Source organism: Nocardia sp. CWNU-33, from assembly GCF_046764895.1.
GTDB lineage: Bacteria > Actinomycetota > Actinomycetes > Mycobacteriales > Mycobacteriaceae > Nocardia.
The window spans coordinates 247,533-272,848 of sequence record NZ_JBKOQN010000007.1; the positions used below are offsets into that span (position 1 = coordinate 247,533).

General features: G+C 65.7%; 18 protein-coding genes and 2 pseudogenes. 8 read left to right on the plus strand and 12 right to left on the minus strand.

Annotated features, from left to right (window positions below; all coding sequences use genetic code 11):
- Nucleotides 1–276 precede the first annotated feature (276 nt).
- Both ACLMAL_RS12265 and ACLMAL_RS12270 read left to right on the plus strand, forming a co-directional pair.
- On the plus strand, nt 277–4,104 hold the full coding sequence (locus ACLMAL_RS12265) for a hypothetical protein (protein WP_411999176.1): 3,828 nt from the start codon (nt 277–279) through the stop codon (nt 4,102–4,104).
- Entirely contained in the window at nt 4,101–4,835 is a 735-nt protein-coding gene (locus tag ACLMAL_RS12270; RefSeq protein WP_411999177.1) for a hypothetical protein, read from the plus strand. The genes ACLMAL_RS12265 and ACLMAL_RS12270 overlap by 4 nt, the downstream gene beginning before the upstream one ends.
- Before the next feature lie 300 nt (nt 4,836–5,135).
- On the opposite strand, the pseudogene ACLMAL_RS12275 reads toward ACLMAL_RS12270, so the two are convergent.
- The 3 genes and pseudogenes from ACLMAL_RS12275 to ACLMAL_RS12285 form a co-directional block, all read right to left on the minus strand.
- Nucleotides 5,136–5,264: pseudogene (locus ACLMAL_RS12275) on the minus strand (IS3 family transposase); the annotation flags it as partial.
- Complete coding sequence (locus ACLMAL_RS12280) at nt 5,234–6,385, minus strand: hypothetical protein (protein ID WP_411999178.1); 1,152 nt, start codon at nt 6,383–6,385, stop codon at nt 5,234–5,236. The gene ACLMAL_RS12280 and the pseudogene ACLMAL_RS12275, both read right to left, overlap by 31 nt.
- A gap of 592 nt (nt 6,386–6,977) precedes the next feature.
- Entirely contained in the window at nt 6,978–8,474 is a 1,497-nt protein-coding gene (locus tag ACLMAL_RS12285; RefSeq protein ID WP_411999179.1) for a hypothetical protein, read from the minus strand.
- 283 nt (nt 8,475–8,757) lie between these two features.
- Between ACLMAL_RS12285 and ACLMAL_RS12290 the strand changes: the two genes are divergently transcribed.
- Nucleotides 8,758–9,879, plus strand: coding sequence for a BTAD domain-containing putative transcriptional regulator (locus ACLMAL_RS12290; RefSeq protein WP_411999180.1), 1,122 nt, complete (start codon nt 8,758–8,760; stop codon nt 9,877–9,879).
- Nucleotides 9,880–9,917: 38 nt separating this feature from the next.
- On the opposite strand, the gene ACLMAL_RS12295 is transcribed toward ACLMAL_RS12290, so the two are convergent.
- From ACLMAL_RS12295 to ACLMAL_RS12310, 4 genes and pseudogenes are all read right to left on the minus strand, one after another.
- Entirely contained in the window at nt 9,918–11,408 is a 1,491-nt protein-coding gene (locus tag ACLMAL_RS12295) for a serine/threonine-protein kinase (protein ID WP_411999181.1), read from the minus strand.
- A 1,332-nt stretch (nt 11,409–12,740) separates the two neighbouring features.
- Nucleotides 12,741–13,403 carry an RDD family protein gene (locus tag ACLMAL_RS12300; RefSeq protein ID WP_411999182.1) on the minus strand — a complete coding sequence of 221 codons (663 nt, stop codon included), beginning with the start codon at nt 13,401–13,403 and terminating at the stop codon, nt 12,741–12,743.
- Nucleotides 13,404–13,813: 410 nt separating this feature from the next.
- The gene (locus ACLMAL_RS12305; RefSeq protein ID WP_411999183.1) at nt 13,814–14,383 is read right to left on the minus strand and encodes a hypothetical protein; all 570 of its coding nucleotides are present in this window, start codon (nt 14,381–14,383) and stop codon (nt 13,814–13,816) included.
- Between the two features lie 359 nt (nt 14,384–14,742).
- A pseudogene (locus tag ACLMAL_RS12310) lies at nt 14,743–15,339 on the minus strand (hypothetical protein); the annotation flags it as partial.
- A 491-nt stretch (nt 15,340–15,830) separates the two neighbouring features.
- Here ACLMAL_RS12310 and ACLMAL_RS12315 point away from each other — a divergent pair.
- Nucleotides 15,831–16,334 (plus strand): MarR family winged helix-turn-helix transcriptional regulator, encoded by a 504-nt coding sequence (locus ACLMAL_RS12315; RefSeq protein ID WP_411999184.1) that lies wholly within the window; start codon nt 15,831–15,833, stop codon nt 16,332–16,334.
- Nucleotides 16,335–16,350: 16 nt separating this feature from the next.
- Here ACLMAL_RS12315 and ACLMAL_RS12320 read toward each other — a convergent pair whose 3' ends face one another.
- Complete coding sequence (locus tag ACLMAL_RS12320) at nt 16,351–16,845, minus strand: phosphoribosyltransferase (protein WP_328399798.1); 495 nt, start codon at nt 16,843–16,845, stop codon at nt 16,351–16,353.
- A gap of 122 nt (nt 16,846–16,967) precedes the next feature.
- Between ACLMAL_RS12320 and ACLMAL_RS12325 the strand changes: the two genes are divergently transcribed.
- The gene (locus ACLMAL_RS12325) at nt 16,968–17,546 is read left to right on the plus strand and encodes an NAD-dependent epimerase/dehydratase family protein (RefSeq protein WP_411999185.1); all 579 of its coding nucleotides are present in this window, start codon (nt 16,968–16,970) and stop codon (nt 17,544–17,546) included.
- Between the two features lie 11 nt (nt 17,547–17,557).
- On the opposite strand, the gene ACLMAL_RS12330 is transcribed toward ACLMAL_RS12325, so the two are convergent.
- Nucleotides 17,558–18,364, minus strand: a complete 807-nt coding sequence (locus ACLMAL_RS12330; protein WP_411999186.1) for an LLM class flavin-dependent oxidoreductase — start codon at nt 18,362–18,364, stop codon at nt 17,558–17,560.
- A 237-nt stretch (nt 18,365–18,601) separates the two neighbouring features.
- On the opposite strand from ACLMAL_RS12330, the gene ACLMAL_RS12335 reads away from it, so the two are divergent.
- Nucleotides 18,602–18,970: a hypothetical protein gene (locus tag ACLMAL_RS12335; RefSeq protein WP_411999187.1), complete on the plus strand. Its 369-nt coding sequence runs from the start codon at nt 18,602–18,604 to the stop codon at nt 18,968–18,970.
- 6 nt (nt 18,971–18,976) lie between these two features.
- Here the strand turns inward: ACLMAL_RS12335 and ACLMAL_RS12340 are convergent, their stop codons facing one another.
- A complete protein-coding gene (locus ACLMAL_RS12340; RefSeq protein ID WP_411999188.1) occupies nt 18,977–20,332 on the minus strand; it encodes a cytochrome P450 in 1,356 nt (451 codons plus the stop codon).
- A gap of 92 nt (nt 20,333–20,424) precedes the next feature.
- Here ACLMAL_RS12340 and ACLMAL_RS12345 point away from each other — a divergent pair, with 92 nt between their 5' ends.
- A complete protein-coding gene (locus ACLMAL_RS12345) occupies nt 20,425–21,066 on the plus strand; it encodes a TetR/AcrR family transcriptional regulator (protein ID WP_328399808.1) in 642 nt (213 codons plus the stop codon).
- A gap of 10 nt (nt 21,067–21,076) precedes the next feature.
- Here the strand turns inward: ACLMAL_RS12345 and ACLMAL_RS12350 are convergent, their stop codons facing one another.
- On the minus strand, nt 21,077–21,550 hold the full coding sequence (locus ACLMAL_RS12350; protein WP_328399810.1) for a tautomerase family protein: 474 nt from the start codon (nt 21,548–21,550) through the stop codon (nt 21,077–21,079).
- A gap of 96 nt (nt 21,551–21,646) precedes the next feature.
- On the opposite strand from ACLMAL_RS12350, the gene ACLMAL_RS12355 reads away from it, so the two are divergent.
- A complete protein-coding gene (locus ACLMAL_RS12355; RefSeq protein ID WP_328399812.1) occupies nt 21,647–22,147 on the plus strand; it encodes a helix-turn-helix domain-containing protein in 501 nt (166 codons plus the stop codon).
- Between the two features lie 484 nt (nt 22,148–22,631).
- Here ACLMAL_RS12355 and ACLMAL_RS12360 read toward each other — a convergent pair whose 3' ends face one another.
- Nucleotides 22,632–25,304 carry a fumarate reductase/succinate dehydrogenase flavoprotein subunit gene (locus tag ACLMAL_RS12360; protein ID WP_411999247.1) on the minus strand — a complete coding sequence of 891 codons (2,673 nt, stop codon included), beginning with the start codon at nt 25,302–25,304 and terminating at the stop codon, nt 22,632–22,634.
- Nucleotides 25,305–25,316: the final 12 nt, after the last annotated feature.

Here is a 25,316-nt window from a genome sequence, read left to right on the forward strand (position 1 = left end):
TTGTCGGCGCTGGCCACGAGATGATTCGCCGAAAGGTGTGGTGCCTCATAGTCCGGCTCCTCGCAAGTTGTCGGTGTGCTGGATCGCTCGTGGGTTCTTCCACCACCGTCGGTCACGAAACCGTTTGGCGGAATGCCGGTTTCGCGAGATCATGGGGTTGTGTCGAGTGCTGTGGGCGCGACCTCCGGGCGCCGTGGGAGTCCTTCGCCGCGGCGGGGGTTCGCCGAGAGATTGACAGCACTGTTCGATGCCGCAGGAAAACCGACCTTGCGTTCGGTGGCGAACGCAGCGTCCGCGCGGGTGGCGGCGGCCGGCGGGAACCCGGTCACGATACAGCGAATCAGCGACTGGCGCAGCGGAAAAGCGATTCCGGCCGAGTTCGATTCGCTGGTGCCTGTGCTGCTGACGCTGATCGAGAAGGCTGCCCGGACTGGGCACACGCCAGCGCCCGAGCTGGTCAAACTGACCGCATGGCGCGCGATCTGGCGGGCCGCGCAGGCCTGGGACCCCCAGTCCGAGGCCATCTGCCCCTTTCCGGGTCTGGCCGCCTACGGACCCGAGGATCGTGAACGATTCTTCGGAAGGGCCGAGGCTACCGCGGAATTGGTGGATCGGGTGGTCGGCCCGGCCGCAGGCATGATTGTCGTGCTGGGCGCCTCCGGGTCCGGAAAATCCTCTCTGCTGCACGCCGGTGTCATCCCCACACTCTGCGCGGACCGGGAATGGACGGTTGTCACCATGACTCCCGGTACGAGACCAGCGAAGACGCTTGCCGAACTGCTCAGCCCATCCGACGCGAACGCGGCGGCGCGCCCGGATCTCGTGGTGGTCGATCAATTCGAGGAGACCTTCACCGTCTGCCTCGATGAATCTGAGCGTGAGGACTTCTCGAGCCGCCTCGCGAAACTTGCCGCGACACACGAAACCACCCGCACCGTGGTCATTCTCGCGGTGCGGGCCGACTTCGTCCCGCACTGCCTCACCTATCCGGTGCTGGCGGACGCGCTCAACACCCGCTGCTACGCACTCGGGCCCATGCGGGTGGAGGAACTCACCGAGGCCATCACGGGACCGGCACGCGCGACCAGCCTGAATCTCGAGCCCGGCCTGGCCGAACTGGTCGTGACCGAGTTGTGTGGGCTGGCCGGCGGCCACCACCGGCGCAGCTACGATCCGGGCGGTCTTCCGCTGTTCTCCCATGTCATGGCCGCCACCTGGAGGCACCGGGCGGGTGCCCGGCTCACCGTGGCCGGTTACCGGAAGGCAGGCGGCGTGGCCGGATCGGTAACGGCCACCGCCGAGGAGGCGTGGCGTGGCCTGACCGCCGCCGAGCAGACCGCGGCCAAGGAACTGCTCATGGGGTTGGTCACTGTCGGCTCGGACGGCCGCGACACCAGGCGGCGCGTCCCGCGCACGGAATTGCTCACGCGGACGGTCGATCCCGACGCCGCGCAGACCGCCCTGACCCGCCTGATCGACGCGCGACTCATCACTGCGGATTCTGTCGGCGCCGCAGATGGCGAGAGTGGAGCAGCCCAAGAGATCGTCTGCTTCACGCACGAGATCGTGCTGGACGCCTGGCCTCGCCTGCGCGCCTGGATAGACGAGGGCCGCGTCGACCTCCTGGTGCGGCAGCGGGTCGAGCTGGACACCGCTGAATGGGTTGCGGCCCAGCGAGATCCCGTACTGCTGTATCAGCCGGCGCGGCTTGCCGCCGCGGAGAAGGCGGCCGGAACGCCTACGGGCGTTGTCGGTGAGTTCCTGACGGCCGCGCAGGCGGCTCGCAGGCGCGGTCGGCGGCTGGCCGTCGCGACGCGCGTCGGGCTGGCCCTGGTGGGCGTTGTCGTGCTGGTGCTCGGCATCGCCGCCTATACCCAGACCAGACTTTCGGAACAGGAGCACGAGAACGCCGACCTGGTTGCGATATTGGCGGAGGCAGACAGTGTGCGGAGCACGGATCCGTCTCTGTCCGCCCAGCTGGAACTGGTCGCCGACCGGATGCGTCCGGGTGATCCGGATATTCGGTCCCGCCTACTGCGCATACAGAACCTGCCGCTGGCCGCACCCCTGCGCGGGCATACCGGAGCGGTGCACCAGGTGGCGTACCGGCCGGACGGACACATGCTGGCCTCGGCGGGTGAAGATGGCGCGGTGCGGCTGTGGAATGTCGCCGATATCGCCCACCCGGTGTCCTCAGGAGCGCCGCTGGACTGTGGAAAGCCAGCGACTGCAACGGCTTTCAGTCCGGACGGCACGCTACTCGGGGCGGCCTGCGGTACCGGGATCCGGCTGTGGAACGTATCGGATCCAGCGCATCCGGATCCGCGGCCGTCGCAGGCCGCCGGAAAGGTCACCGACTTCGTGTTCGGCCCAGACGGGCGGACCCTGGCTGCGACCGACGGCACGAGCGTGACGTTGTGGAACCTCGGCAATCCCGCAGCGCCGGTACGATCCGGCCGTCCGTTGACGACCACCGATCCGGTCGCCTCGATGGCGTTCGCGCCGTCGGGCCGGCTGGCTGTCGCAGGCTCCCACACCGTCCAGATCTGGACACTGGGGCCAGCTCCCGGGCCGCTGGGGGCGCCGATCACGGTGCCGGGCCCGGGGATTCAGGCCATGGCGCTCAGTCGGGACGGCACGACGCTCGCGGTCGGCGGCGGTGACAACGCGTTGATGGCCACCGGTACCGCCGATGCCACTGTGACGATGTGGGACATAGCAGTTCCGGACAGGCCTGCGCAGTTCGGCAGCCCGCTCGTGGTGGACACCAAATCCGAGTTGCGCTCGCTCGCGTTCGATCCGGAGGGAAACATCCTCGCCGTGGGGGGGCGCGACAATGTCACCCTCTGGACTGTGGTCGACCGGGCCCACCCGACCCGATTGGGGGAACCTCTGGCCGCACCGTCGCCGCCGTGCCAGGAGGCCAACGTGTTTCAGCCCTGTCGCGACAGCCCGAACACGTTGGCTTTCGCCGCTGACGGGCACACCGTCGCCGTCGGCGCGCAGGGCAGCCTGCGGCTGTGGTCGCTGCCGCCCGCGGTGATCGGGGGCCGGATCGGCTGGTTCGCCAATAGGGCGGCGATCAGTGCGGTCGGCACCATGGTGACGAGCGTGGTGAACGGCCGGCTCGAACTGTGGGACATCCGCGACCGGAGATCGGTCCGCCCGCTCGCCGATCTCGGCCCCGGGCCGAGCACTGATGGCTTCATCCCGACTCCCGCACTCAGCCTCGACGGCCGTCTGACGGTCGCTACCGCGGGCCCGAACGCCGGGCTACAACTGTTGGATATCAGCGACCCCGTGCACATCCGGCCGCTGTACCAGTTCCCCGACGCCATCGGCGTCGGGTTCAATGGCCGGATCCTGGTGGAAGTCCTGCCGGCGTTACACCTGCGGCTGTGGGATCTGTCGGATCCGGCTCATCCGGTCGTGACCATCCCGCCCACCAAGTTCGGTACAGACCCAATCAGTGGGTCGCCGTGCTATGTGAATATTGCCGGGCACCTACTGGTGACGCTCGCGCCCGACGAGAACGCGAAGGGGGAACTGGAGTACATGATCAAGTTCTGGGATCTGACCCGCAACGGCGAAGCTCGTGAGATCCAGCGGATTCCGAGCGATCCCGCCCGGCCGTTCTACGCGTCGGTCCTCACACCCGATGGGCGCACCATGGTCACGCTGGCCGCGAATACGCTGCGCGTCTGGGATATCAGCTCCCCGGGACTGGCACGGCCGCTCGGCGATCCGATCATCGCGCACGCCTTCAATATTCAATCCGTCGATTTCAACGCAGACGCCACGCTGATGGCGACATCCAGCGCGGATTCCACGGTGCGGCTGTGGGATTTCCGTGACCGCGCCCACCCGCAGCCCATCGGGCGGAGCATCACCATGCCGAGCCGCACCACCTGGAATCTCAACCTCGATGTGGCGGCCGATCGGCTGATCGGCGTCGGCAGCGGTGTCATGAGTATCTGGGACCTGGACGAAAACGAAACGCGGCAACGGATCTGCGATATCACCCGCGATGTGCTCACCCGCGAGGTGTGGTCGGCGCATCTGCCCCGGCTGCCCTACCATCCACCCTGTCCGGAGGCGAGATGAGCCGAAACAGTCTGGTGGCCGTACTTGTCGCCCTCCTGCTCACCCTCATCGATACGACAGTCGCGGCAGCGGACAGTGACATGCCGCGAGGCCGGATGCCGGTAGGCGGCGGCACTGGCTTGGCCTTCCTGCGCGGCGGGCCGCTGACCGACCACGCGTTGGTCTATATCTGCACGCTCACAACGATCGGCTACGACGCGGCGGGCAATCTGGTTGGCCTGACCAACGCACATTGCGTGTACGACGGCGACAAGCAGTGGCCCGGCGACCGGGTGCTGCTCGAGTCGGCGGTGTTCACGCCCGCAGCGGCGATCGACGTGCTCGGGATGGTCGAGTACATCAGCGGCGGCAATCCGATCGTGCCCGGCCCCAACGGACCAGGACTCGACTACGCGGTCATCGTCTTCGACAAGTCGATCGTCGAACCGGTGGCGACCGTCGGGAAGACCACCATCCGAGGAGTCGGATCACCGCCCCCCGCGGGGACATCGGTGTGCAAGCAGGGTGCGGCGAGCGACCGGTCCTGTGGCACCACCCTGACCACCACCGGCCCTTACCTGGTGAACACGATTTCGGAGATACCCGGTGATTCCGGAGCGCCCATGGTGGCCGGCGACACCCTGGTCGGCAACCAGTGGATGTGGGGCGCCGGCACCGCTATCACCGACATCCTCGCCGACCTGGACCGCCGCGGCGGAATCGGCGCCGGCTTCCGCCCGGTCTCGCCGTAGTCGGTGTCACGGAGCGATGCGGTGGCCTTCCGTGCCGCGACACGACTGAGACAGTCGGCAGGCAAAAATGCGCTCGTCCGAAGCCGTCGCTTCCTTGGCAGCCGAACTCATTGCGGCCCGGCGATCACCGGCGCAGCCAGATCGGTGGAGAGCGTCCTGATGCCGCACTCGGTGTGGTGCCGGATAATTTCCGGCGAAGTCCGACCAACAGGACAACCCCGGCGCCGCATGGAACCAGCGGCCGTGCCGTGCCGTCGAACCGTGGCATGGACTACGTCACTCCGGGAGTGAACGCCAGGTTGCGGCGGGCATTCTCAGTGCGTCGGTTACGAGTTCGGTGCGCATGTGGTCGGCCATCGCGTACCCGATGACCTTCTTGGAGAAACAGTCGAGCACGGTCAGGTACAGCCATCCTTCCCAGGTACGGATCTTTTGGCACCCAGCTTCGCCGAGCGCCACCCGCTACGGATGTCGTCGAGGCCGAGGCGGTACCAGTCTGTGTCGGTGACGACGTGCAGGTCGGGTCCGCGGCCGAATACTTGGGCATTGGAAGGCATCGGCTGCCCGGTCGGCAGCACAAGCCGGTATTCGTTGTTGACGTGCATGCGCCTGTCACCGAGAGTGCCGACCACCAGGCGGTCGTCGGCAGGGCCGTAGCCGCCGCACAGGGCGACGCGATCGCCGCCGACCGCGAGGGCGTGGGCCCCGAAGACGTCGTTGCGCCAACTGGTGCACACCCCGGCCTGGATTCGGGCGATCGGGAAATCGCTGTAGTAGCAGGTCCAGACGGTGTCACCGTCAACGTTGAGTGCGTAGCAGTCATAGATCGGCGGTGTGCTCGGCTCCGAGGCCCGGTCCCAGTGCTGCCAGTCGGGCCGCAGATCCTGGGTGAACCGGACCAGTCCTGACCCGCCGAGACGTGAATCATCCAAGCGACCCGCGACGATTCCTTCGTCGTGGTACCCCACCCAGATGTGTCCATCGGCGGTCGTAAGGACATGGTTCCAGCCGTCGCCTAACGACCCCTCTGCGAGGACTGATCCATCGTCGTCGTAGACAGCGGTCTCGCTGGGAGTGTCCTTCCACCAGTTCGACTTGGCGCCGATCACCAGAGTCCGGCCCTGAGGCAGCGGCAGCGCCTTGGCGTAATACTCCATTCGCTGTCCTGTGATACGCGTGATGGTCGGCTGTGGGGTGTATCGGGCGACTCGGAGGGTGACCGGGCGCGTCGCCATGTACGCGAGTCGGGCGTTTGCTGGGCGCCGCTCCATGGTGGTGGGTGAGAGCGCAGCCAGATCCGCAGGCGACAACCACGATGCGATGACCTCGCCTGCTGGCCCGACCGATACAGACCTGCGGATATCGCCAGGTTGGGCAGGAGTGATCACCGCGTGATGCCGGAGCTCCAACGCCGGTAACGCGGCTATCGCCGCGCGTTGTTCCGCGTCGCTCAGCCCCAGCCACCACAGCTCCTGCCAGTCGGTCAGCATGCGATTGCTTCCGGCAGCCCCTCGGATCAGGTCCGATTTGTCGATGTGTCCATCCGCCATGGCGATTCTCCTCGAAGGTTCGATGTGCGGGTCGGTTGAGGGGGGCTGCACTGTGGTTGAACACTGTCGTTTGTCATGGACTTTCTCGCGAGCTCGATGTTCGGTCGGTTTGGCCGTCGCACCCCCGGGATGTGGTGGTCACTGAGGCTGCAGCGGGATCACCACCTGCGGACTCGAACACGTTGGTCGATCCGGTGCGGTTCCCGATCTCGTACCATCGGATGAATTCGTCGAACTGTCGTGAAAGATGTTGTCCGCCATGTCCTTCGGAGAGTCGGCATCGAATGTCGTTGTCGTGCGTACGGTTGGCGACCGCGGGGCACTGTTGCTTCCACGTCGTCATGACATTTCTCCTCGAAGCCGAGTTTGCGGATGGTAGGGGCCGTTGCACCCTGGGATGCGGTGGTCACCAAGGGTGCAGCGGGGCTGTGGCCTGTTGGTCGACCGTGATGATCGAGTCGGCGGGGCCGCTGGTCTTCGCCCAGGGAGTCCCGCAGCCGGTGTAGCGGAACACCGGCTGCTTATCCGGGTCAGCCCGAACACTGTGTCGCGGTGACGGGCTGACCACCGGAGCCCAAGGGCCGGAGCGCGATCAGACGGTGTATCGATCGAGGACCTTCAGTCGCCAACCTTTCGGCCACAGCTCGTCGTAGCGCGCCCGTAGGTCGTCGTACTCCCAGCCGTGCACCCACACCTCAGGTTCCTGGGTCTTGCGCCACACCGCTGTGATGCGCGGGCCGTTCAGGTTGAAGGTGGAGATGAACTTCAGCCGCCAACCGCCGGGCCAGAGCTCGTCGTAGCGCTGTGTGAATTGTGCGTACGTTGCGTCGTAGATCTGGTACTCGCCGACGGTGGACGGTGCCCACGCTGCGGTGTACCGCGGTTGCCCGTTCACGGTGACGACGTCTATGAGCTCGAGCCGCCAGCCTTGCGGCCACAGCTCGTCGTAGCGGGCCCGGTACTGCGCGTACGTGGCGTCATAGATCTGAGTCTCGGAGCCAGTGCCGGGAACCCACGCCGCGGTGTATCGGGTCTGCCCGCCGACTACGTACCTGGTCAGCAGCTTGAGCCGCCAGTTCTGGGGCCACAGCTCGTCGTAGCGGGCCCGGTACTGGGCGTACGTTGCGCCGTAGATCTGGATTTCGCCGCCGGTGCCGGGGCGCCACACCGCGGCATAGAGGGGCTGCTCGTTTACCGTGACGACGTTCAGGCTGTGCAGGCGCCAGTTCTGCGGCCACAGCTCGTCGTAGCGCGCCCGGTACTGCGCGTATGTGGCGTCGTAGATCTGGTACTCGCCGCTCGTGTTCTGCGTCCACGCCGCCGTGTAGCGGATCGATTCCTGCCGTGTGGTCGTGACCGAGCCGGTCAGCGTCCAGTCGCCTTCATTGCGCCACCGCTTGGAGATGTCGATGACCGGGGCGCTGAGCTCGTCATAGCTGAACACCCACGCGTGACTACCGATCTGATCGTCGTTGTCACCGAAGGTGCCGTACCAGAGTTTTTCGGCGCCCGACATCCCAGCTATCACCGCGTCTTTGACCTTGTCGGCCGCAGTGTCCTTGATGGCCTTGATCTTGGCATCGATCTCGGCCTTCGTCGGCGCGGTCATCGCGTGCCGGAACTCGGCGGCCACCTCGGTCACGCCCTTGGACACGGCTGACACGAGTGCGCTATAGGCCTTCCGCCGGATTTTGTCCGACCAGCCGTCCTCCTCCATGAGCACGACCACGACCCCGGCAAAGCCCGGCAGATCGTCGCCGAACCTGGCCCGCAACGTCTGATCGACGATGGGGATCGGCCTCAGGATGGTGTCCCACGTGCCCAATTCAGCGGGGACGCCCACATTGTGGCCGGCGTTGACGGTCTTTCCGTCCTCGGACCTGCCTAGGTTACCGTGACCGCCGGTGCGTGATTCGATCACCGGCGCCCCGGCGAGGCCGGCTGCTGCCGACCGCACCGCGTAGCCATCGCCATCGATCTTGAAGAAGACCGGCCACAGATACGGTGCAGCATTGCCCGGGCCGTCGCCCTCGTCGTGGCAGTGGAGATTCTTCACAGCGATCTTCAGATTCAGGGTTGCGCGAGTCATGGTTTCATCTCCTTTGTCGGCCGAATCGGGGCTCCGGCTCCATCTGTCCGGTCGACCGGACTGGCACCAATGCTGGGGTCCCTGGCTTGCAACCGACTGGCGGAATCCTGGCAACCCCGAAGCGCCGACGCCGACGGTCTGAGCGGGCAGTGTTCGGGTCAACTTGGCTGGGCGGTGTCAGCCAGACGGGCGGTGGCGGTCCACCACAGATCGCGAGCCGGGGCATGGCTCGACTTCGTATCGCTCGAACTATGGAGCCTGGTGGGAAGATAGGTGGGTGGATGTGACCAGGCCGCGGGTCGACATTCGTATCCTCGGTCCCGTGCATCTGTTCGTCGATGCGCAGGAGCTGGCGGTGGGCGGCCCCAGGCCGTCTGCCGTACTTGCTGTGCTGACCATCAATCGGCGGCGGGTAGTGCCGATGGAGGTCTTGGCGAATGCGGTGTGGGATTGGAACCCGCCCGAGGAGTACGCCAATGGTCTGCACGTGTTCGTCGCGAGATTGCGCAGGTCCCTGGGTTCGGCGGGCGTCGACCGCAAGATCTTGCGAACCGTCACTCCCGGTTACCGCCTGGATATTTCCGATGCCGAATGCGATGTCGGGCGGTTCGAATCCGCTCGCGAGGCGGGCAGGAAGGCCGCCGAATCCGGTGCCCCGGCCAACGCAGCCGCGCACTTCCGGCTTGCACTCGACCAATGGAACGGCGCGGCGTTGGCCAATCTGCGCGCCAATCGGTATGCGGACGATTTTTCGACCGCGATGAAGGAGGAGCGCCTCGCGACGGTGTCGGATCGGATCAGCGCGGATCTGCGGTGCGGTAAAGCCTCCGACGTTGTCGGCGAGCTGCGTACGCTGACGGCGGAACATCCCCTTCGGGAGCAGCTATGGGGCCAGTTGATCACTGCGCTATACCTGTCGGGGCAGCAGGCCGAGGCATTGCGGGCGTGCCGCAGAGTGCGTGAGATCCTGACCGACGAGCTGGGAATCGACCCGTCCTCGCTGCTTGTCCGGCTGGAGCAGCAGGTGCTGCGACAAGAACCGATGGTTCTCGGGACGGATGGCACCGCCAAGATGAAGGCCACGACGATGATGTCGACGGTGGCCGAGATCGCCCGGACCATTCGAAGTGGACGGTTACGGTTCGACGATGGCCGCATCGTCGCTGTTCCCCCGAAAGGGTTGCGGATCGGGCGGATGCCCGACAACGATCTGTCATTGGATGATCCGAAGGTCAGTCGCCATCACGCGCGAATCCTGCCCAGCCGGGGAGGACTGGTGATCAAAGACTTGGACTCGATCAACGGCGTATTCGTCGACGGCATACAGATCGGGGCCAACGTCATGCTGTCGACCGGCGCGGTGATCCGGATCGGCACTAGCACAATGATCTTCGAGGAAATCTAGCCTGCGGGCGAGCAGAATTCGTGCGCGCCGACAGCGGATCATTGCCGGTGCAGCGTCCCCGTGATCTCACCGAGGCCGATCCCCGACATGCGGAATCCAAGCGAGCCGTCGGCAACGAGCTCGAGCGTCGTCGTGGCCCCGGTTTCGACGCATTTGCCGGCGTTGCCGGAGAGCCTTTCCTGAAAAGTCACCCCGGTGGAACTCACCGATTTGAGCAGCACCCGACTCTCACAGCCGTCCTTCGACCCGAACTTTGCGGTTTGCGACAACGTACCGACTTCCTCGCCGACACGACCGGCGCGCAACGTGAGAAGGACGTCGAACGACAAGCCCACTGGGTCGCTGATGGATCCAGCCCAGGTTCCGGCGTATCCGCCCGGTAACACGTCGGCCGAGGGGTCGGCTGCGGTGGTTTCGCCACCGTTGACGACATCGAAGACCTTGATCCCGGCGACCGTCACACCGGCGACGACGGCGCACGCAGCGATGATTGCGCTCAGGATGACCAGCATGCTCCTGCGTGGCCGAGGTATATGCACCGGTGTCGAAATGGCCTGGGCACGTTGAGAAATCACCTCGTGGGGAGCGGCGGTGAATGCTCGCGACGACTGCCCGGACCGGCTGCGCTGGGTCGGTGGCTGCATGGCGGGGACGGGTTGTATGGGTGATACCGACGCGAGGGCTCGCTGGGCAGCCGCCGCGAGCGCGCGGCAACTCGGCGGACGATCGCCACGGTCCTTCGCCAGCGCGTATTCGATGACCTCGTCGAATGCCGGGGACAGTCCCGCTTCGCGCGCTGCGGGCACCCGGCTGGGCCGGGGTATCGGCACATAGAGGTGCCCATGCATGAATTGCTGCGGTGTGGTCCCAGCATACGGCGGCGATCCGGTCAACAGGTGGTAGAAGGTACAGCCGAGTGAATACACGTCCGCGCGAGCATCGAGGTCGGCCTCCGGGTCGAACTGTTCGGGCGCGGCGTAGGGGAAGCTCACCAACAGGATGCCGGTTCGGGTGAGCCCCTGCGTGTCCTCGAGCACTTTCGCGATGCCGAAATCGGTGAGTACCACCGATTCGTCCTGATCGCGAGGGGGTCGGCCGAGCAGGATATTTGCGGGTTTGACGTCCCGGTGCAGCACACCGCTTTCGTGGGCGAAGTCGAGCCCCTTGGCAACCTCGGAAAGGATCCGAACCGCCCGACCGGCCGATAGCGCACCGTGCGCCCGTAACACCGTGGCGGCGTCGTCGCCGTCGATGTATTCCATCGAGATCCACAGCTGGTCGTCTTCGCGGCCACGGTCGTAGACGGTGACGATATTGGGGTGTTGGAGCCGGGCGACGTGGTCGGCCTCGCACAGGAACCTGGCACGAATGTCGTCGTCGCCGGTCCAGGACCGATCGAGCAGCTTGAGCGCGTCAAGCCGCGGCAGGCGGGGGTGACGGGCCAGATACACCGAGCCCATGCCGCCCGCGCCGAGTCGGCGCTGGACTATGTAACCCGCGAACACCTGGCCCGAGGTCAGTTCCTGCATGCACACCATTCTCGCCCCAGCACACCGCCCGCAACTTCGATACAGGCGCCTATCCGCCGAAAATTTCGCGCTCCGCTCAACTGATTTCTGTGCGCCGTGCCGCTCTCTCCGGATTGCAAGGCTGCTGCCGTTGACTACCCTGCCGTTCTCGTCGAGAACGGGGGCGAACGCGATCTTGCCGTGCCGACCTGGCCTGATGCGTTCGCGTGGCGTTTATCTGACCGTGCTGTGGGCGCGCGCTACAGCAGTATCGATGTTCCGTTGTACTCCCGTAGATATGTAATTCCGGTGTCAGCCGGAGGTCAACACGCCAATTCTACGGGGTTGCAACAAATTACGGCGATACTGCGATTTAGCTGACAGTCAGCGTCCTTGAAAACGGTTGGAAGTCTCCACTTTTGGTCCATCGTCGGGGGCGACCACTACACCGGTGGTCTGGATCTTCAAGGGAGGGCGTGGATGTCGGTTCCTGGCCGCGAGCCCGCGGATGACGTCGTCTACGACGCGACGCGGCTGTCGGCCCGGGGGATGGGCCTCAGGTGGCGGGACTTAAGCCTCGTCCAATTCCAGTTCGATGCCAGACCAGTGCGCGGCGTTGTTCGACCACCATCCAGACCAGCGGTACCACGAACGGCGCGACATCGTGAGGCCCGAAACGTACCGGTCCCCGCCATCGCGCACCGGCGCAGCGAACGGCTCACCTGCTCATCGTCCAGGGAATCCAGATTTTCCAGTAGCCACCGCTCGTCCGGAACCCTGCTTCCCACGACATCCCACACGATTTGACGCACCGTCGTGACCACGAGCACCCCTATCCGTCAGGTTTGCCGAAACTGCGACAGTACCGATCGGGCACATACGGTGCGGCCCCCTCGCGATGACCGCATCGGATCACAGACGCTCAGCACCCGACTCTCGCAGCGAGTACCCGACAGGAATTTTTGGGTCGCACAGCGACCAGCCGCGTTGTGTCAGTTCGCGGACCATGTCGAACCAGGTCAAGGTGGCGATAGCGTCCACTCGTTACTCGATCAGCACCTCGTGCGCCTGGCCCTGGGAGCCGGGATTTGCACTGTCGCACCGACTGGCTGGTGCCGCCGTGTCAGTGCCCAGGCGACAGGAACGCTGCGTGCAGGTGGGTCTACCGGTTCCAGTCGGTCGGACTCGCCGATTTCGGTTGGGTCAAATTGGCGCGAGTGCACGGGCCCGAGGACACGAACATCAATCCGCGGCACGATCACCTCCACCCAGCCTCGCCGCGCCGGGCACCACACTGGTCGACGCTGCAACCAGCCTTGCCGTTCCGGCGAATGTGATCCAGACGCAGCCGGGTCAGCCGCTGAGATGACCGAACCGAACACAAGCTCCTCCTTCTCCAGTACGAATCCTCACAACAACCGAATGAACGACCTTGTCATGCCAGGTCTGATGCTTGGCGTCCCAGAGGGGCCACAGGCTGTTCAGCAGGCCAGGGATACCCAAAAGGCAGTAGTTCCCGACGACATTGATCGCCAATTGGGCACCCCACCGGGCGAGGGCGAGAGATGGCCCCAACGGTCGCGCGGTGGCCTCCTCGATCACCGCGATGCCGACCCACTTCTTACCGAGGGACTGGCCGGTCCTGCCCTGCAGAATCACCTGGTTCGATACGGCGATTGCGAGGTAGACGAAGAATCCAAGCACCGCGATCATCAATCCCAGCGAGTTGGGTTCGGCTTCCGCGGACGGACCGAACTGTTCCCGCGCGACCCTCGTCGGCTCGGTGGCGATGACGAGTCCGACACTCGCGACGATCACGGCGGGCACCACGGCCAGGATGACGTCGGTCAGGTAGGCGTTGACTCGACACCACCATGACGCGTACGGGTACCAAGGTCTCGGGAGGGTCTGCGGCGAAACAGAGGGCGACATCGGCGGCTGCCCGTACTGCGGCTGCCCGTACTGCGGGTACCCGGAGTAGCCGGGCCGCCCAGGATCCGAATTCAGATTCGACATGACATCTCCCGATCCTCGATGCTCGCGTCCGGCCGGCCATGTGTTTCGACCAGGGTGGGTGCCTCGCCGGCGGCTACTATGAGGGACACGGGAGCCGACAAAATGGGCCGGTTCACGACGTTCGCTTGCTCGACCATCGTGGGACAACGCGCTCCCGCGAACACGAGTGGTCGACTACTCGTTTCCACCACTTGGTCATTCCCGGGCGCCTGCATTCCGCTCAGGCGCCGTGGTCGACGACGTAGGGTCGGCATGGCATTTCTCCTCGAAGTTCGATGTACGGATCGGATCGGCCCGCTGCACCCTCGGGTGCGATGGTCATTTGCGGGTGCAGCGGGCTGGCTGTCACCGGAGTGCCTGGTAACGGCGCGTATCGCCTGGGGCCCGATACGGCGCCGTCCGCATTGACATCAGGCCACCTTGAACGTGCCCTGGTAATGGCCGCTATCGCCTCTGAAGTCCAGCACCGCGGTCGACTGCCGCGTGGGCAGGGACAGGCGCTGCGGGCGACCGATGGGGTCATCGTTGCCCTGCTTCGGGACACCCATGTAGATGGTGTTCAGGCCCCGTAGGGCATCCGAGATGGTCTCGGCGAGCGCACCGATCCGCTGGGCCGGCGCCTGGCCGACCGTGCGCGCCAGAGCCCCGGTCCATGCCAGATTCAGGGTGCCCCGGTAGGCGGCCGTCGCATCGTCCGCGACGTCGCGACCGTTGTCCCGTTCGATCAGCTGAACGACGTACAGGGACTTGGGGTCGTAAGCGGCGAGCGCGACGTCGCGGGTGCGACGGTCTCCGTCGTCCATCGCGTCCCAGAAGCTACCGGGTCCGGTCACTGTGAACTCCGTTTGCGAGGCAAGGTTGATACCGGTCGGGATGCTGCCCCGGAACAGCAGCAGGTAGACGTCATCTGACGTCAATTCATCGATGCCGGTACCGGTCTCGTCCACGCACTTCATCTGATCGACAAATACTTTCGCCATGACTACTTCTCCTTCAGGTTTGGTGGAGGCGGGTTTCCGGCTCCACCGGATCGGACTTTCTGGAACCAACGATGGGCTCGCCCGCTGATCACCGGCTGGCAGAAACCTTGCAACCCAGAACGAGCTGTGCGCGACAGGACACGATCACCGTCTACGCCTACCCGGTCGTGGCGGTCACCGTCGCCGGGCTCACGGAAGGTCTGCCTAAACCGGCTGCGGCCATACGGCGGGTTGTTTGCCGGGGTGTTGAATGGCTGTGTCCAGGTGAATATGGGTCAAGTGGCCGCAGGTTCGAATCTCGTCATTTGGGCTCGAGTCCCTTCCGACATGATCAGAGGGGACTCGAGCTGTCTGAATGTTCAGGTTTGCGAGTTGTTTTGGTGTGGGTTGAGGGCGGTCGGCGCGAGGGGGTGCAGCTCGGCGGTCAGGACTGAGACCGCGTGCGCGACCTCTTCCAGCCCCGCGCGTGTGTAGATGGAGGTGGCGCCTTCGGCATGGCAGTCGGTGTGGCCGGCGTAGGCCTTTGCGACGGCGTGTCCGAAGTTGCGTTCGACCCATCGCAGTGTGGTGTGTCGCAGCCAATGGCAGGTGATGCCATGCTGTCGTACCCACGGCAGGTGCCTTCCGATGAGCGCCCACATCAGATCCAGACGCCGGACGGTGATCGGGTTGCCATTCGCGTAGCGCAGCAGCCGCTCCTCTGCGCCGGGGCTGATAGGCCTGCCGTTCTTGGCGTACAGGTTGGTCTTGTCGCGCAGGGGAATTCGCGACGCTGCATGCGATTGCAGCGCCTGCATCAGGGTCGGTGACACCGGCTGCCACCGTGTGCTGCAGCCCTTTTCCCGCAGCAGGATCAGGCACTGGGCAGGATCGAGATCGGTGACCTGCAGGGCGAGAAGCCCGCCACGGCGACAGGCCGTCTCGGTGCACAGCCGTAGGATCAATGTGTCGAGTTCGGGGTCGGTGCTGTATTCGGTAGGGACCTAGTTGATTTCGATCAGTTGTTGGGTGGGGATGGCCCGTCGGCGGGAGGCGCGCAGGCGTGGTTTGCGAACCGCGGCGAGCGGATTGTCGGCGGCACGAATGAGGTTGTCGTCGATCGCGTGTCGGTACAGACACCGCAGGTGCCCGCACGGATCCGCCACGTGAGGTCGGTTTCGGGCACCCACCCCAAACGCGACAACAGGTCCGTGACGAACACCCGGCAGTTGACATCCATGCGCCGGATGCCGCACAGCCACTTCGGCTCTCGGCGGGGGGCCGCCCGGAACAGTTCGGTGATCGGACGCTCGTCTGCGAGACCGGACAACGGACGGCCCGGAGTCGGGACCGCGACCGGTAGAACAGGTGTCGGAAAAACAGGTGTCATCGCATCCGTCCACTTCCCGTGCCGTCACGCCGTAACAGCACGTCTACAGGGGCGAATTCGCTGCTATAGAGTGCTCTAATGCCCGATGAAGCGCATCCCACGCCCGTGGTGCGTGTCGAAGCGGCCGAAGACCACGACCTGCTCTCGCTCGCTGCACAGCTGTGCTTTGCCCTGTACTCCACGTCCCGATCGATGACGGCGGCCTATCGGCCTTTCCTCGACGCGATGGGGGTGACCTACCCGCAGTACCTCGCGCTGCTCGCGCTGTGGGAGCGACCTGCCATCACGATGAAGGAATTGGGCGAGCAACTACGCCTGGACTACGGCACCGTCTCGCCGCTCATCCAACGGCTACAGGCGCATGGCCTGGTCGAGAGCATCCGCAGCGCGCACGATCGGCGAGCGGTGGAACTGCGCGCCACCGACGCGGGGCAGGCCCTACGGCATCAGGCCACCGAGATGATCGAGTCGGTGCTGGCCGCCGTCGACTATCCGTTGGACACCGTCATTGCATTGCGCGACCAGGTCAACGCCCTCGGCGAGCGACTCGACTCCATCGTGGCCGCGCGTTCGGCGCCGTAGTCGAACGCTGTCCGCCTCAGGCGTCGAGGACCTGTGCCCGACGGTGGACCACCGGAGGTTCGGTGGACCACGGGAAATTGATCCAACGGTCGGTGCGCCGCCAGACATACTCGCAGTCGACCTCCGAGTGCGGCTTCTGGTAGATCACCGCGCAGCGGACCTCGGCCACGTGGTCGACACAGAAGTCACGCACCAGCTTCAGGGTGGCGCCGGTGTCGGCGACATCGTCGGCGACCAGGACCGTCGCACCCGCGAGGTCGACGGCCTGTGGGACCGGCGGGAGCATGACCGGCAGGTCCAGACGTTGGTCGATGCCGGTATAGAACTCGACGTTCATTACGTGCAGGTTCTTCACGTCGAGTGCGTAGCCCAGTGCGCCTGCGACGAACAGGCCGCCACGGGCGATGGAGAGGATCAGGTCGGGCTCGAATCCGTCCTCGGCGATCTCGGTCGCCAGTTCCCGACTCGCAGACCCGAACAATTCCCAGGTCAGGACTTCCCGATCCGCCATTGGATCCTCCATCTCGATCGACTCCGCTGTGCAACGAGCATACGAGCGGCTAATCGAGCCTGCGCCACCCACGCCCGGGCGTAGGTCGTCGAAGCCTCGACCGAGATGGATAGGGTGACCGTGTGCGGATCTTTCTGGCCGGCGCGACCGGTGTCATCGGAGTACGGCTGCTGCCCTTGCTGATCGCGGCAGGTCACGAGGTGGCAGGCATGACTCGTTCGCCGTCCAAGGCCGAACAGGTGTGCGCCGCGGGTGCGCGGCCGGTGGTCTGCGATGTCTACGATCTGGCCGCGCTGACCGCCGCGGTTGTCGAATTCCGGCCCGACCTCGTCATGCATCAGCTCACCGACCTGCCCGACGACGCCGCGCTGCTGCCGGAGCTGGCCGGCGCGAATGCGCGGATCCGGACCGAGGGGACGCGGAACCTGCTCGCCGCGGCGCGCGCCGCCGGCGCTGAACGGTTCCTTGCGCAGAGCATTGCGTGGGAGCCGCCCGCCGGGCGCGGTGAGGTGATCCGCGATCACGAGGCGGCCGTGCTCGCTGCGCACGGTGTGGTTGTCGAATACGGCCAATTCTATGGACCCGGAACGTATTACGAGACCGAACTGCCTGCCGAACCTCGGGTGCACATCGATACCGCGGCCGCGCGCACGGTGGAACTGCTCGAAGCGGACAGCGGAGTGGTGATCGTCGCCGACTGATCACCACAGATCTATTGCGTGGTAACCAATTTTGCGGCGAACTCATAGTCGCGTCGCCAGTCCGGGCCGGTCGGGGCGAGGGTCAGTCGTCGCACTCCCGCGGCGACATAGGCGGCCACCTGCTCGGCGGCGTGCCCTGGATCGGCCGACAACGCTGGTGCGACAACGGTTACCGCCGGTGTCGGTCGCCCATGCTGTGCGGCGAGTTCCTGTAGCTCGGCGATTTCCGCGCTTATCCGATCGGGTTCGGTCTGAAGCGTGATCCACCCGTCGCCGTAGGCGGCGGCGCGGCGTCGTGCCCGATTCCCATTGCCCGCCACCAGGACCGGCGGCATCGATGAACCGGGCGACAGCGTCACCTCCAGCCCGTCGGGCAATATCGTCGGCTGTCCGGTCACGAGTCCAGGCAGTGCCCGCAATGCTGCATCGGTCCGACGCCCGCGATCCTCGAACGACAGACCGGCGGCCCGCCACCCGACATCGCCGTGCGCAGGATTGCCGGTGCCGACGCCGAGCAGGAGCCGACTGCCCGACACATACTGCAATGAGCTGATCTGCTTGGCCGCCCAGGCGGTCGGCCGCAACGCTAGTAGCAAGACGTTGTAGCCGATCCGAATACGATCGGTCACTGCCGCCGCGGTCGCCAGGGTCACAGTGCTGTCCAACATCGGCGCGCTCGCGATGAGATGGTCTGTGGACCACACCGACTCGATACCGAGCTCTTCGGCGAACCGCGCACTCGCCCGAACATCGCCCAGTATCGGTTGCTGCGGATCCGGTGTGGATGTAGGCAGGATTACGCCGATCTGCATGGTCATTACTCGTCCCGTCCGTTGTCGTTCGTCTGTTGCCAACGCTAGGGACTGTGGGTGAGTGTTCCAATGGCTGGAATGCTCAGCGTTATGCCCGAGACGCTCATGGGGCGCCTGTTCGTGCGAGTCGGGCGGGCCGAACATCGGGAGATATTCGAGGGCGCGGCTGACCCGGATTGCGTTGACCAGCGCCTATATTGGCGCAGGGGCGACAGGCGTCCTCATCGAGGGTAGGAGTCCATGGTGCGCAGGACAGTGTTCGTCGGGTCTGTAGTCGGGGTTGCGGTACTGGCAGCGATGGCGGGTGGCGCGGTGTCGGGCGCGCGGGTGCCCGCGGAAGGTGCCGTGAAGGTGCAGGCGGTCACCGGATTGGACCGGCTACCGGTGACCGGAGTGGAGGTCGGGCTCACGCCGTGCGCTACGGGTGCGCTGTCGGCGACAGTGACGACCGGCGGCGACGGGACTGTGACACGGAACCTTCCCGAAGGGTGCTACCGAGCAGAGGTCACGATGGTGCCCTCCGGCTGCCAGCTGGCCGACCCCACCCACGTTCAGGTGGCCGTCGTTCCCGGTGTCACACCGGTCGCCGAATTCCGTTTCCGCTGTGCGTGACCGAGGTCAACGTCGCTGCAGCCGGACCCGCAGGCCATCTTTTGGGCGCGGGAGAGATGTTCTGTCCCAATGTAATTCGTAGTCGGGCTCGACAGACCACTCGAACTTCCGCAGCAGTTGATGCATGAACGCCTTGACCTGCATGCCACCGAAATATTGGCCGATGCATTTGTGCGCGCCCGCCCCGAAGGGCACCCAGGCGTGCTTGTGGATCTTGTCCTCGCGGCGTTCCTCGGAGAATCGGCCGGGGTCGAAACGTTCCGGTTCGGGCCAGTATTCGTGCATATGATGGGTGAACTGAGGCATCACCGTGACAAAGGTGCCCGCCGGAACGAAATGGCCGAGCACCTCGGTGTCGGCCACTGCGGCGCGCGGGATGCTCGGCAGGGGAGCGAGCAGGCGTAGCGATTCCTTCATGACGAGGTCGAGTGAGGTCAGCTGTTCCTGGCTGTTGTAGTCGAGCACATCAGTGCCGAGCGCCGCACTTTCGGCGCGGCAACGTTGCTGCCACTCTGGATGTTTGGCCAGGTAATACATCATCGTGGACATGGTGATGGTCGTCGTGTCGTGCGCGGCCATCAGCAGGAAGATCATGTGGTTGACCACATCGTCGTCGGTGAAGCTCTGCCCATCGTCGGACCGCGCGTGACACAGTGCGCTGAACAGATCGTCGCCGCTGCCGGTGCGCTTGGCGGGCAGCTGCTTTCGCACCATCTGCTCGAGCACCTTGCGGCCGTGCAGGCCGCGTGACCAACGCAGCCCGGGTATCGGGAAGCGCAGATAGGCGGTGCCGCCGCGTACACAGTCGATGAAAGCCTGGTTCACCCTGTCGGATTCGTCGCCGAGGGCGGCGCCCATGAAGGTTCTTGTCGCGATGTCGAGGGTGACCTGTTTGATCGCCGGGTAGCCACGGAAGGAGTCCGCCGCCGTCCAGTCCGCCAAGCCACGCTCGATGATCGGGTTCATGGCGTCGAGATAGCCTGTCAAGCGGGAACGGGTGAAGGCCTGCATCATGATCCGTTTGTGATACAGATGCTCTTCGAAATCGAGCAGCATGATGCCACGCCGGAAGAATGGCCCGATCAGGTAGTCCCAGGCCGGACCGCTGCCGAATGCCTTGTCCCGGTTGGCCATCGGAATATCCCAGGCATCAGGGCCGAGCAGGACCACGACCTGTCGGCCGAAGCCCGTAGTCCATGACACCGGCCCGTACCGGGTGTAGCGTTCGCGTGCCCATGCTTCCGGGTGATGCAGCATCGCGTAGCTTTCCCCGATGATCGGCATGCCGCGCGATCCGGCGATGGATTTCAGGCCGCTGCTTTTCGGTGGCGCGGTCGGCGGGCTGATCAGGAAGGTCGACATCGTTCCTCCACGGCGAGGGGGAAGCTGACTGTGATCTATGTCAACTGTGCATAAAGTCTGAACTTGACACGGCCGTGTGTCAAGATTGCGTCATGTCTTCGGTGGTCCGTCCCTTCCGTGGGGTCAGTGCTGAGGATCGGCTCGCGCAGCGTCGTGCCGACTTGATCGAGGCCGGCTTCGATGAGGTGGGCGCGAACGGCGTCGTGAAGCTGACGATGACATCGGTGTGTGAGCGGGCCGGGCTGACCCAGCGCTATTTCTACGAGCAGTTCAGTAGTAGGGAAGATCTGCTCGTCGCGTTGTTCGACACCATGTTCGAGGAGTTCTTCGCCCTGGCGCGCACGGCGGTCGAGGCGCAGCCGGAGGACCTGTTCCTGCGTGCTCGTGCCGCGATGGAGGTTTTCATCGACTACTTCACCGGTGACCCGCGCAGGGCGCGATTGTTCACCGAAGCGATCGGCAACGAGGTCGCCGCGCCGCGCAAGGCCGACTCGGTCCGCCGGTTCGCCGAGTACACCGCCGAACAGGCGGAGCTTGTGCACGGCCCCTTCATCGGCCGCAGGCGCACGCGGTTGCTGCTTGCCGCCCACATCATCATCGGCGGTCAGGCGGACGCGGCGGCGCAATGGCTCAGCGGCGCAATAGATCTACCGCGTGCGGAGTACATCGAGGAATTGGCGCACCTGTTCGTGGCCGCGGTCGACGCCGCACGCAACGACGCCGGCCGCGGCTAGAACTGCCGCGCTATCGCGCCGACGCCAGTCGCCACTCCGCGTAGGCGCGGCCTTTCTCTGGATCGCCTGTCACGAAGCCGGCGATGTCGGCCAGTGTGAATATCCGGCCGCCGCCGCCCCATGTGCCATCGGGAATCTCATTGGGGAACACCCAGACTCGCAGCGGGTTGCGCGGATAGGCGCCGTCCTCGGCATCGAGCACCGCGTCGGTGACGGCCGCGACGATCGCACGCCGTCGCTCGTCGTCGAACTGTCCCTGTGGCACCGAGGGAATGAAGCGATATCGGGGAGCGTCTGCGGGCTCGCCCGCGACGTACACGGCGGCGGGGCGGTGCAGGAACACCCACGCGATCGAACGGGCTGCCGGATTCTGTGGGTCGGCGCCCTCGTGCAGCAACAGGATGTCGGTCAGCTTGGCGATCAATTGCCGCTCGGCGTCCTCGGAAAGGGCGCCCTCGGGGATGAATGCGTCGAGCATGGGCATGGCCATAACCTCGGTTCAGCTAGGTTGAATTTTGCAACTCAGATGCACCGTACGACCCTGAGTATTGGATAGTCAACTCAGAGGTAGACTCGTGCCATGACCGACCGAGCCGAATACAGCGCGGAGAACTGCTCTGTCGCGAGGACGCTTGCCGTGGTCGGCGAGCGGTGGACGTTGCTGGTGCTGCGCGAGGCCTACTACGGCGTGCGGCGATTCAGCGACTTCCAGGCCAACCTGGGCATCGCGCGCAACCTGCTCGCCACCCGATTGGGCACCCTGGTCGAACAGGGCATCCTGGCCCGAGAGACCTACCAGGAGCCAGGATCTCGGGCCCGTCAAGAATACCGGCTCACCGTGAAGGGCCGAGATCTGTTCCCCGCCCTGGTCGCTCTCATGCAGTGGGGCGATACCTATCTCGCCGACCCGAAGGGGCCTGCCGTGGAGATCCGGCACGACGCCTGCGATGAGCCGGTGCGCGCCGTGCTGCACTGCGCACACGGGCACGGCCCGCTGACAGCCCGTGAGACCCACCCGGTCCCCGGTCCCGGCGCGATCCGCGTGCATCGAGATCCCGCGAGCACGGTGCGCACGCGCTGATCGGGCGTCGAGGTCCGCGGCCGAGCGCACGCCGATGCCGTGGATGTGGGTATCTCGGTGGTCGCCAATTCGAAGTCCGACAGCAGTGGCATCCCGTTCGGGCGGGCGGCCAAGCGGAATTCACAGTTGCCGGGCGAGGGTGCATGCTTTCGCGCGGCAGGGACCCGGACCGCCGAATGCGGTCCGGTCCGGAGTGGAGAGGGTCAGGCGTTCAGCGTCGGATAATCGGTGTAACCGAGGTGATAACCGCTGTAAAAGGTGGCCTTGTCGGCCACGTTTCACGGGCCGCCAGCGCGAATGCGTTCGGGCAGATCAGGATTGGCCAGCCACGGTTCTGCCGTGGCGATAGCATCGGCGACGCCGCTGTCGAGCGCTTCGGCGCGTCAAGGAAGCGTTAGCCGCGCTAATGGATGGAGTGCGGGCGGAGGCTGGTACCCGCCTCGACCCGACGCGTTCTCACGCACAAACCACGCCTTCGTGCCGCCTACCCTGTGATGGCGCGCCGGGCGTAGGCGCGGACATCGGCGTCGGTGTCGTCGACGGCCTGTTTCAGCGCATCGTGCGCGGATCCGTCGTCGGACCATGTGCTCAGTGCGAGCACGGCGGCCTTGCGGACGTCGAGGTGCGGGTCGAGCAGGGCTTCGGTGAGCGTGGGCACCGCGGTGGCCGGGGCGGCTCCGGCCAGTCCGCGGGCGGCCCCCACTCGGACCTGCCATGCGGAATGCTGGAGTGCGTTCGCGAGGATCGGGATGTCGCCGGGGGTGACGCCGAGACTCGCGAACGCGGCCAGTGCTGCGGCGCGCACCAGGGGATCGGGGTCCGCCGCGAGCGAGCGCACGGTGTCGACACCTTCGTGCGCGATGGCCGCGATACCGTGGGCGACGGCGATGCGGACTTCGCGATTCTCGTCGCCGGCGGCCGCGGCGACGCCGCGCCAGTCGTCGAGCGACACCAGTCCCCGGACCGCCTCGATGCGCACGCGGTGATCCGAATCCGTCAGTGCCGCAGTGAATTGTGGTGCGGAGCCGGAGCGCAGCGCCCGCAGCAGGTCGATGACGGTCGCGCGCACGACGGGGTCGGGCGAATCGAGCCGATCCGACAAACCAGCAGCCGCGGGCAGCACCTCGACGAGTTCACGCAGGCTGGCGGTGGCCGCACGGCGCACCGAGGCGGCGGAATCGTCGAGCGCGTCGATCAGGATCGCGGCGAAACCGTCCGGGGTGTTCTCGGTCAGCACTGCAAGCGCCGCCACCCGCACACCCGCGTCCTCGTCGGTGAGATAGGTCGAGAGTTCTTGCACGGTAGGCGAATCCAAGCCCAATAGGGTCACGAGCCGGGGTGAGGGCGGTTCGACCGAATCACGGACGGTGCGGCGGGCCGCTGCGGGCGCTCGACCACCGACCAGCTTCGGCTGCTGGACCGGGACAACGGTGGAGTCCGCCGAAGGGAGATCGTCGAGACCGGGCACGGGAACCAGATACGGCGCGACCGGGCGCTTGCGGAACTCCATGCTGCCGTCGGCGTTCTTGCGCAGGTTGAGGTGGTAGCGCCACTCGGTGTCGTCGCGGTCGGGCAGGTCGGCCCGTTCGTGGTAGAGCCCCCAGCGTGATTCGGTCCGGGTGAGTGAACTGCGTGCCGCCATTTCGGCGCAGTCGCGGATGAACGACACCTCGACCGCGCGCATGAGCTCGTGCGGCGAGCGAGCTCCGATTTCGGCGATCTCGCCGCGCATGCGCTCGAAGGTCTCGACCGCGATGGAGAGCTTCGCGGCCGTCTTCGGTGGGGCCACATAGTCGTTCACGAAACGGCGCAATTTGTACTCGACCTGCGGCTGCGGTGGGCCGTCCGGTTGGCGCAGCGGCCGGTAGATAAGCTCGTGGGCTTCGGCCAGCTGGTCTTCGGGGAGTGCTGCGGGCGCCTCGAGCTCGGGCAGGGTGGCGGCGGCGTGCGCGCCTGCCAGATCGCCGAAGACGAAAGCACCGATCATGTAGTTGTGCGGCACGCAGGCCAGATCGCCCGCCGCGTACAGGCCGGGGACCGTGGTTCTCGCGTGCTCGTCGACCCAGACGCCTGAAGCGGAATGCCCACCGCACAAACCGATTTCGGAGATGTGCATCTCGATGTCGTGGGTGCGATAGTCGTGGCCGCGGTTGGCGTGGAAAGTACCGCGGGTGGGGCGTTCGGTGGTGTGCAGGATCCCTTCGAGCGTGGACAGCGTCTCGTCGGGCAGATGCGAGACCTTGAGATAGATGGGCCCGCGCGCGGATTCGATCTCGCGCTTCACCTCGGACATCATCTGCCCCGACCAATAGTCGGAGTCGACGAACCGCTCGCCTGCGGCGTTGACCTGATAGCCGCCGAACGGGTTGGCGACGTAGGCGCAGGCGGGACCGTTGTAGTCCTTGATCAGCGGGTTGATCTGGAAGCATTCGATGCCGCTGAGCTCGGCGCCCGCGTGGTAGGCCATCGAATAGCCGTCGCCCGCGTTCGTCGGATTCTCGTAGGTGCCGTAGAGGTAGCCGGAGGCAGGCAGACCGAGCCGGCCCGACGGACCGGTCGCAAGAATTACCGCCTTGGCGCCCACCGCGACGAATTCGCCAGTGCGCGTGTGCAATGCGGCCGCGCCGACCGCACGGCCCTCGGCGGTGAGCACCCGGACCGGCATCAGCCGATTCTCGATCCGGATCCTTTCGCGCATCTTGCGCTGGCGCAGCACGCGATACAGCGCCTTCTTGACGTCCTTGCCCTCGGGCATCGGCAGCACGTACGAGCCGGACCGGTGCACGCGACGCACCGCGTATTCGCCGTATTCGTCCTTCTCGAACTTCACCCCGTAGCGCTCGAGCCGCTGCACCATCGCGAAACCGCGGGTGGCAGTCTGATAGATGGTGCGCTGGTTGACGATTCCGTCGTTGGCTCTGGTGATTTCGGCGACGTAGTCCTCCGGTTCGGCCTTGCCCGGGATGACTGCGTTGTTGACCCCGTCCATGCCCATCGCGAGCGCGCCGGAATGCCGCACATGCGCCTTCTCGAGCAACAGCACATTCGCACCCTGCTCTGCCGCGGTGAGCGCGGCCATGGTGCCCGCGGTGCCGCCACCGATGACCAGCACGTCGCAGTCCAGTCGGACCCGATCGGGCAGGTCCGGAATCTGCAGTGTCCCTGCGGG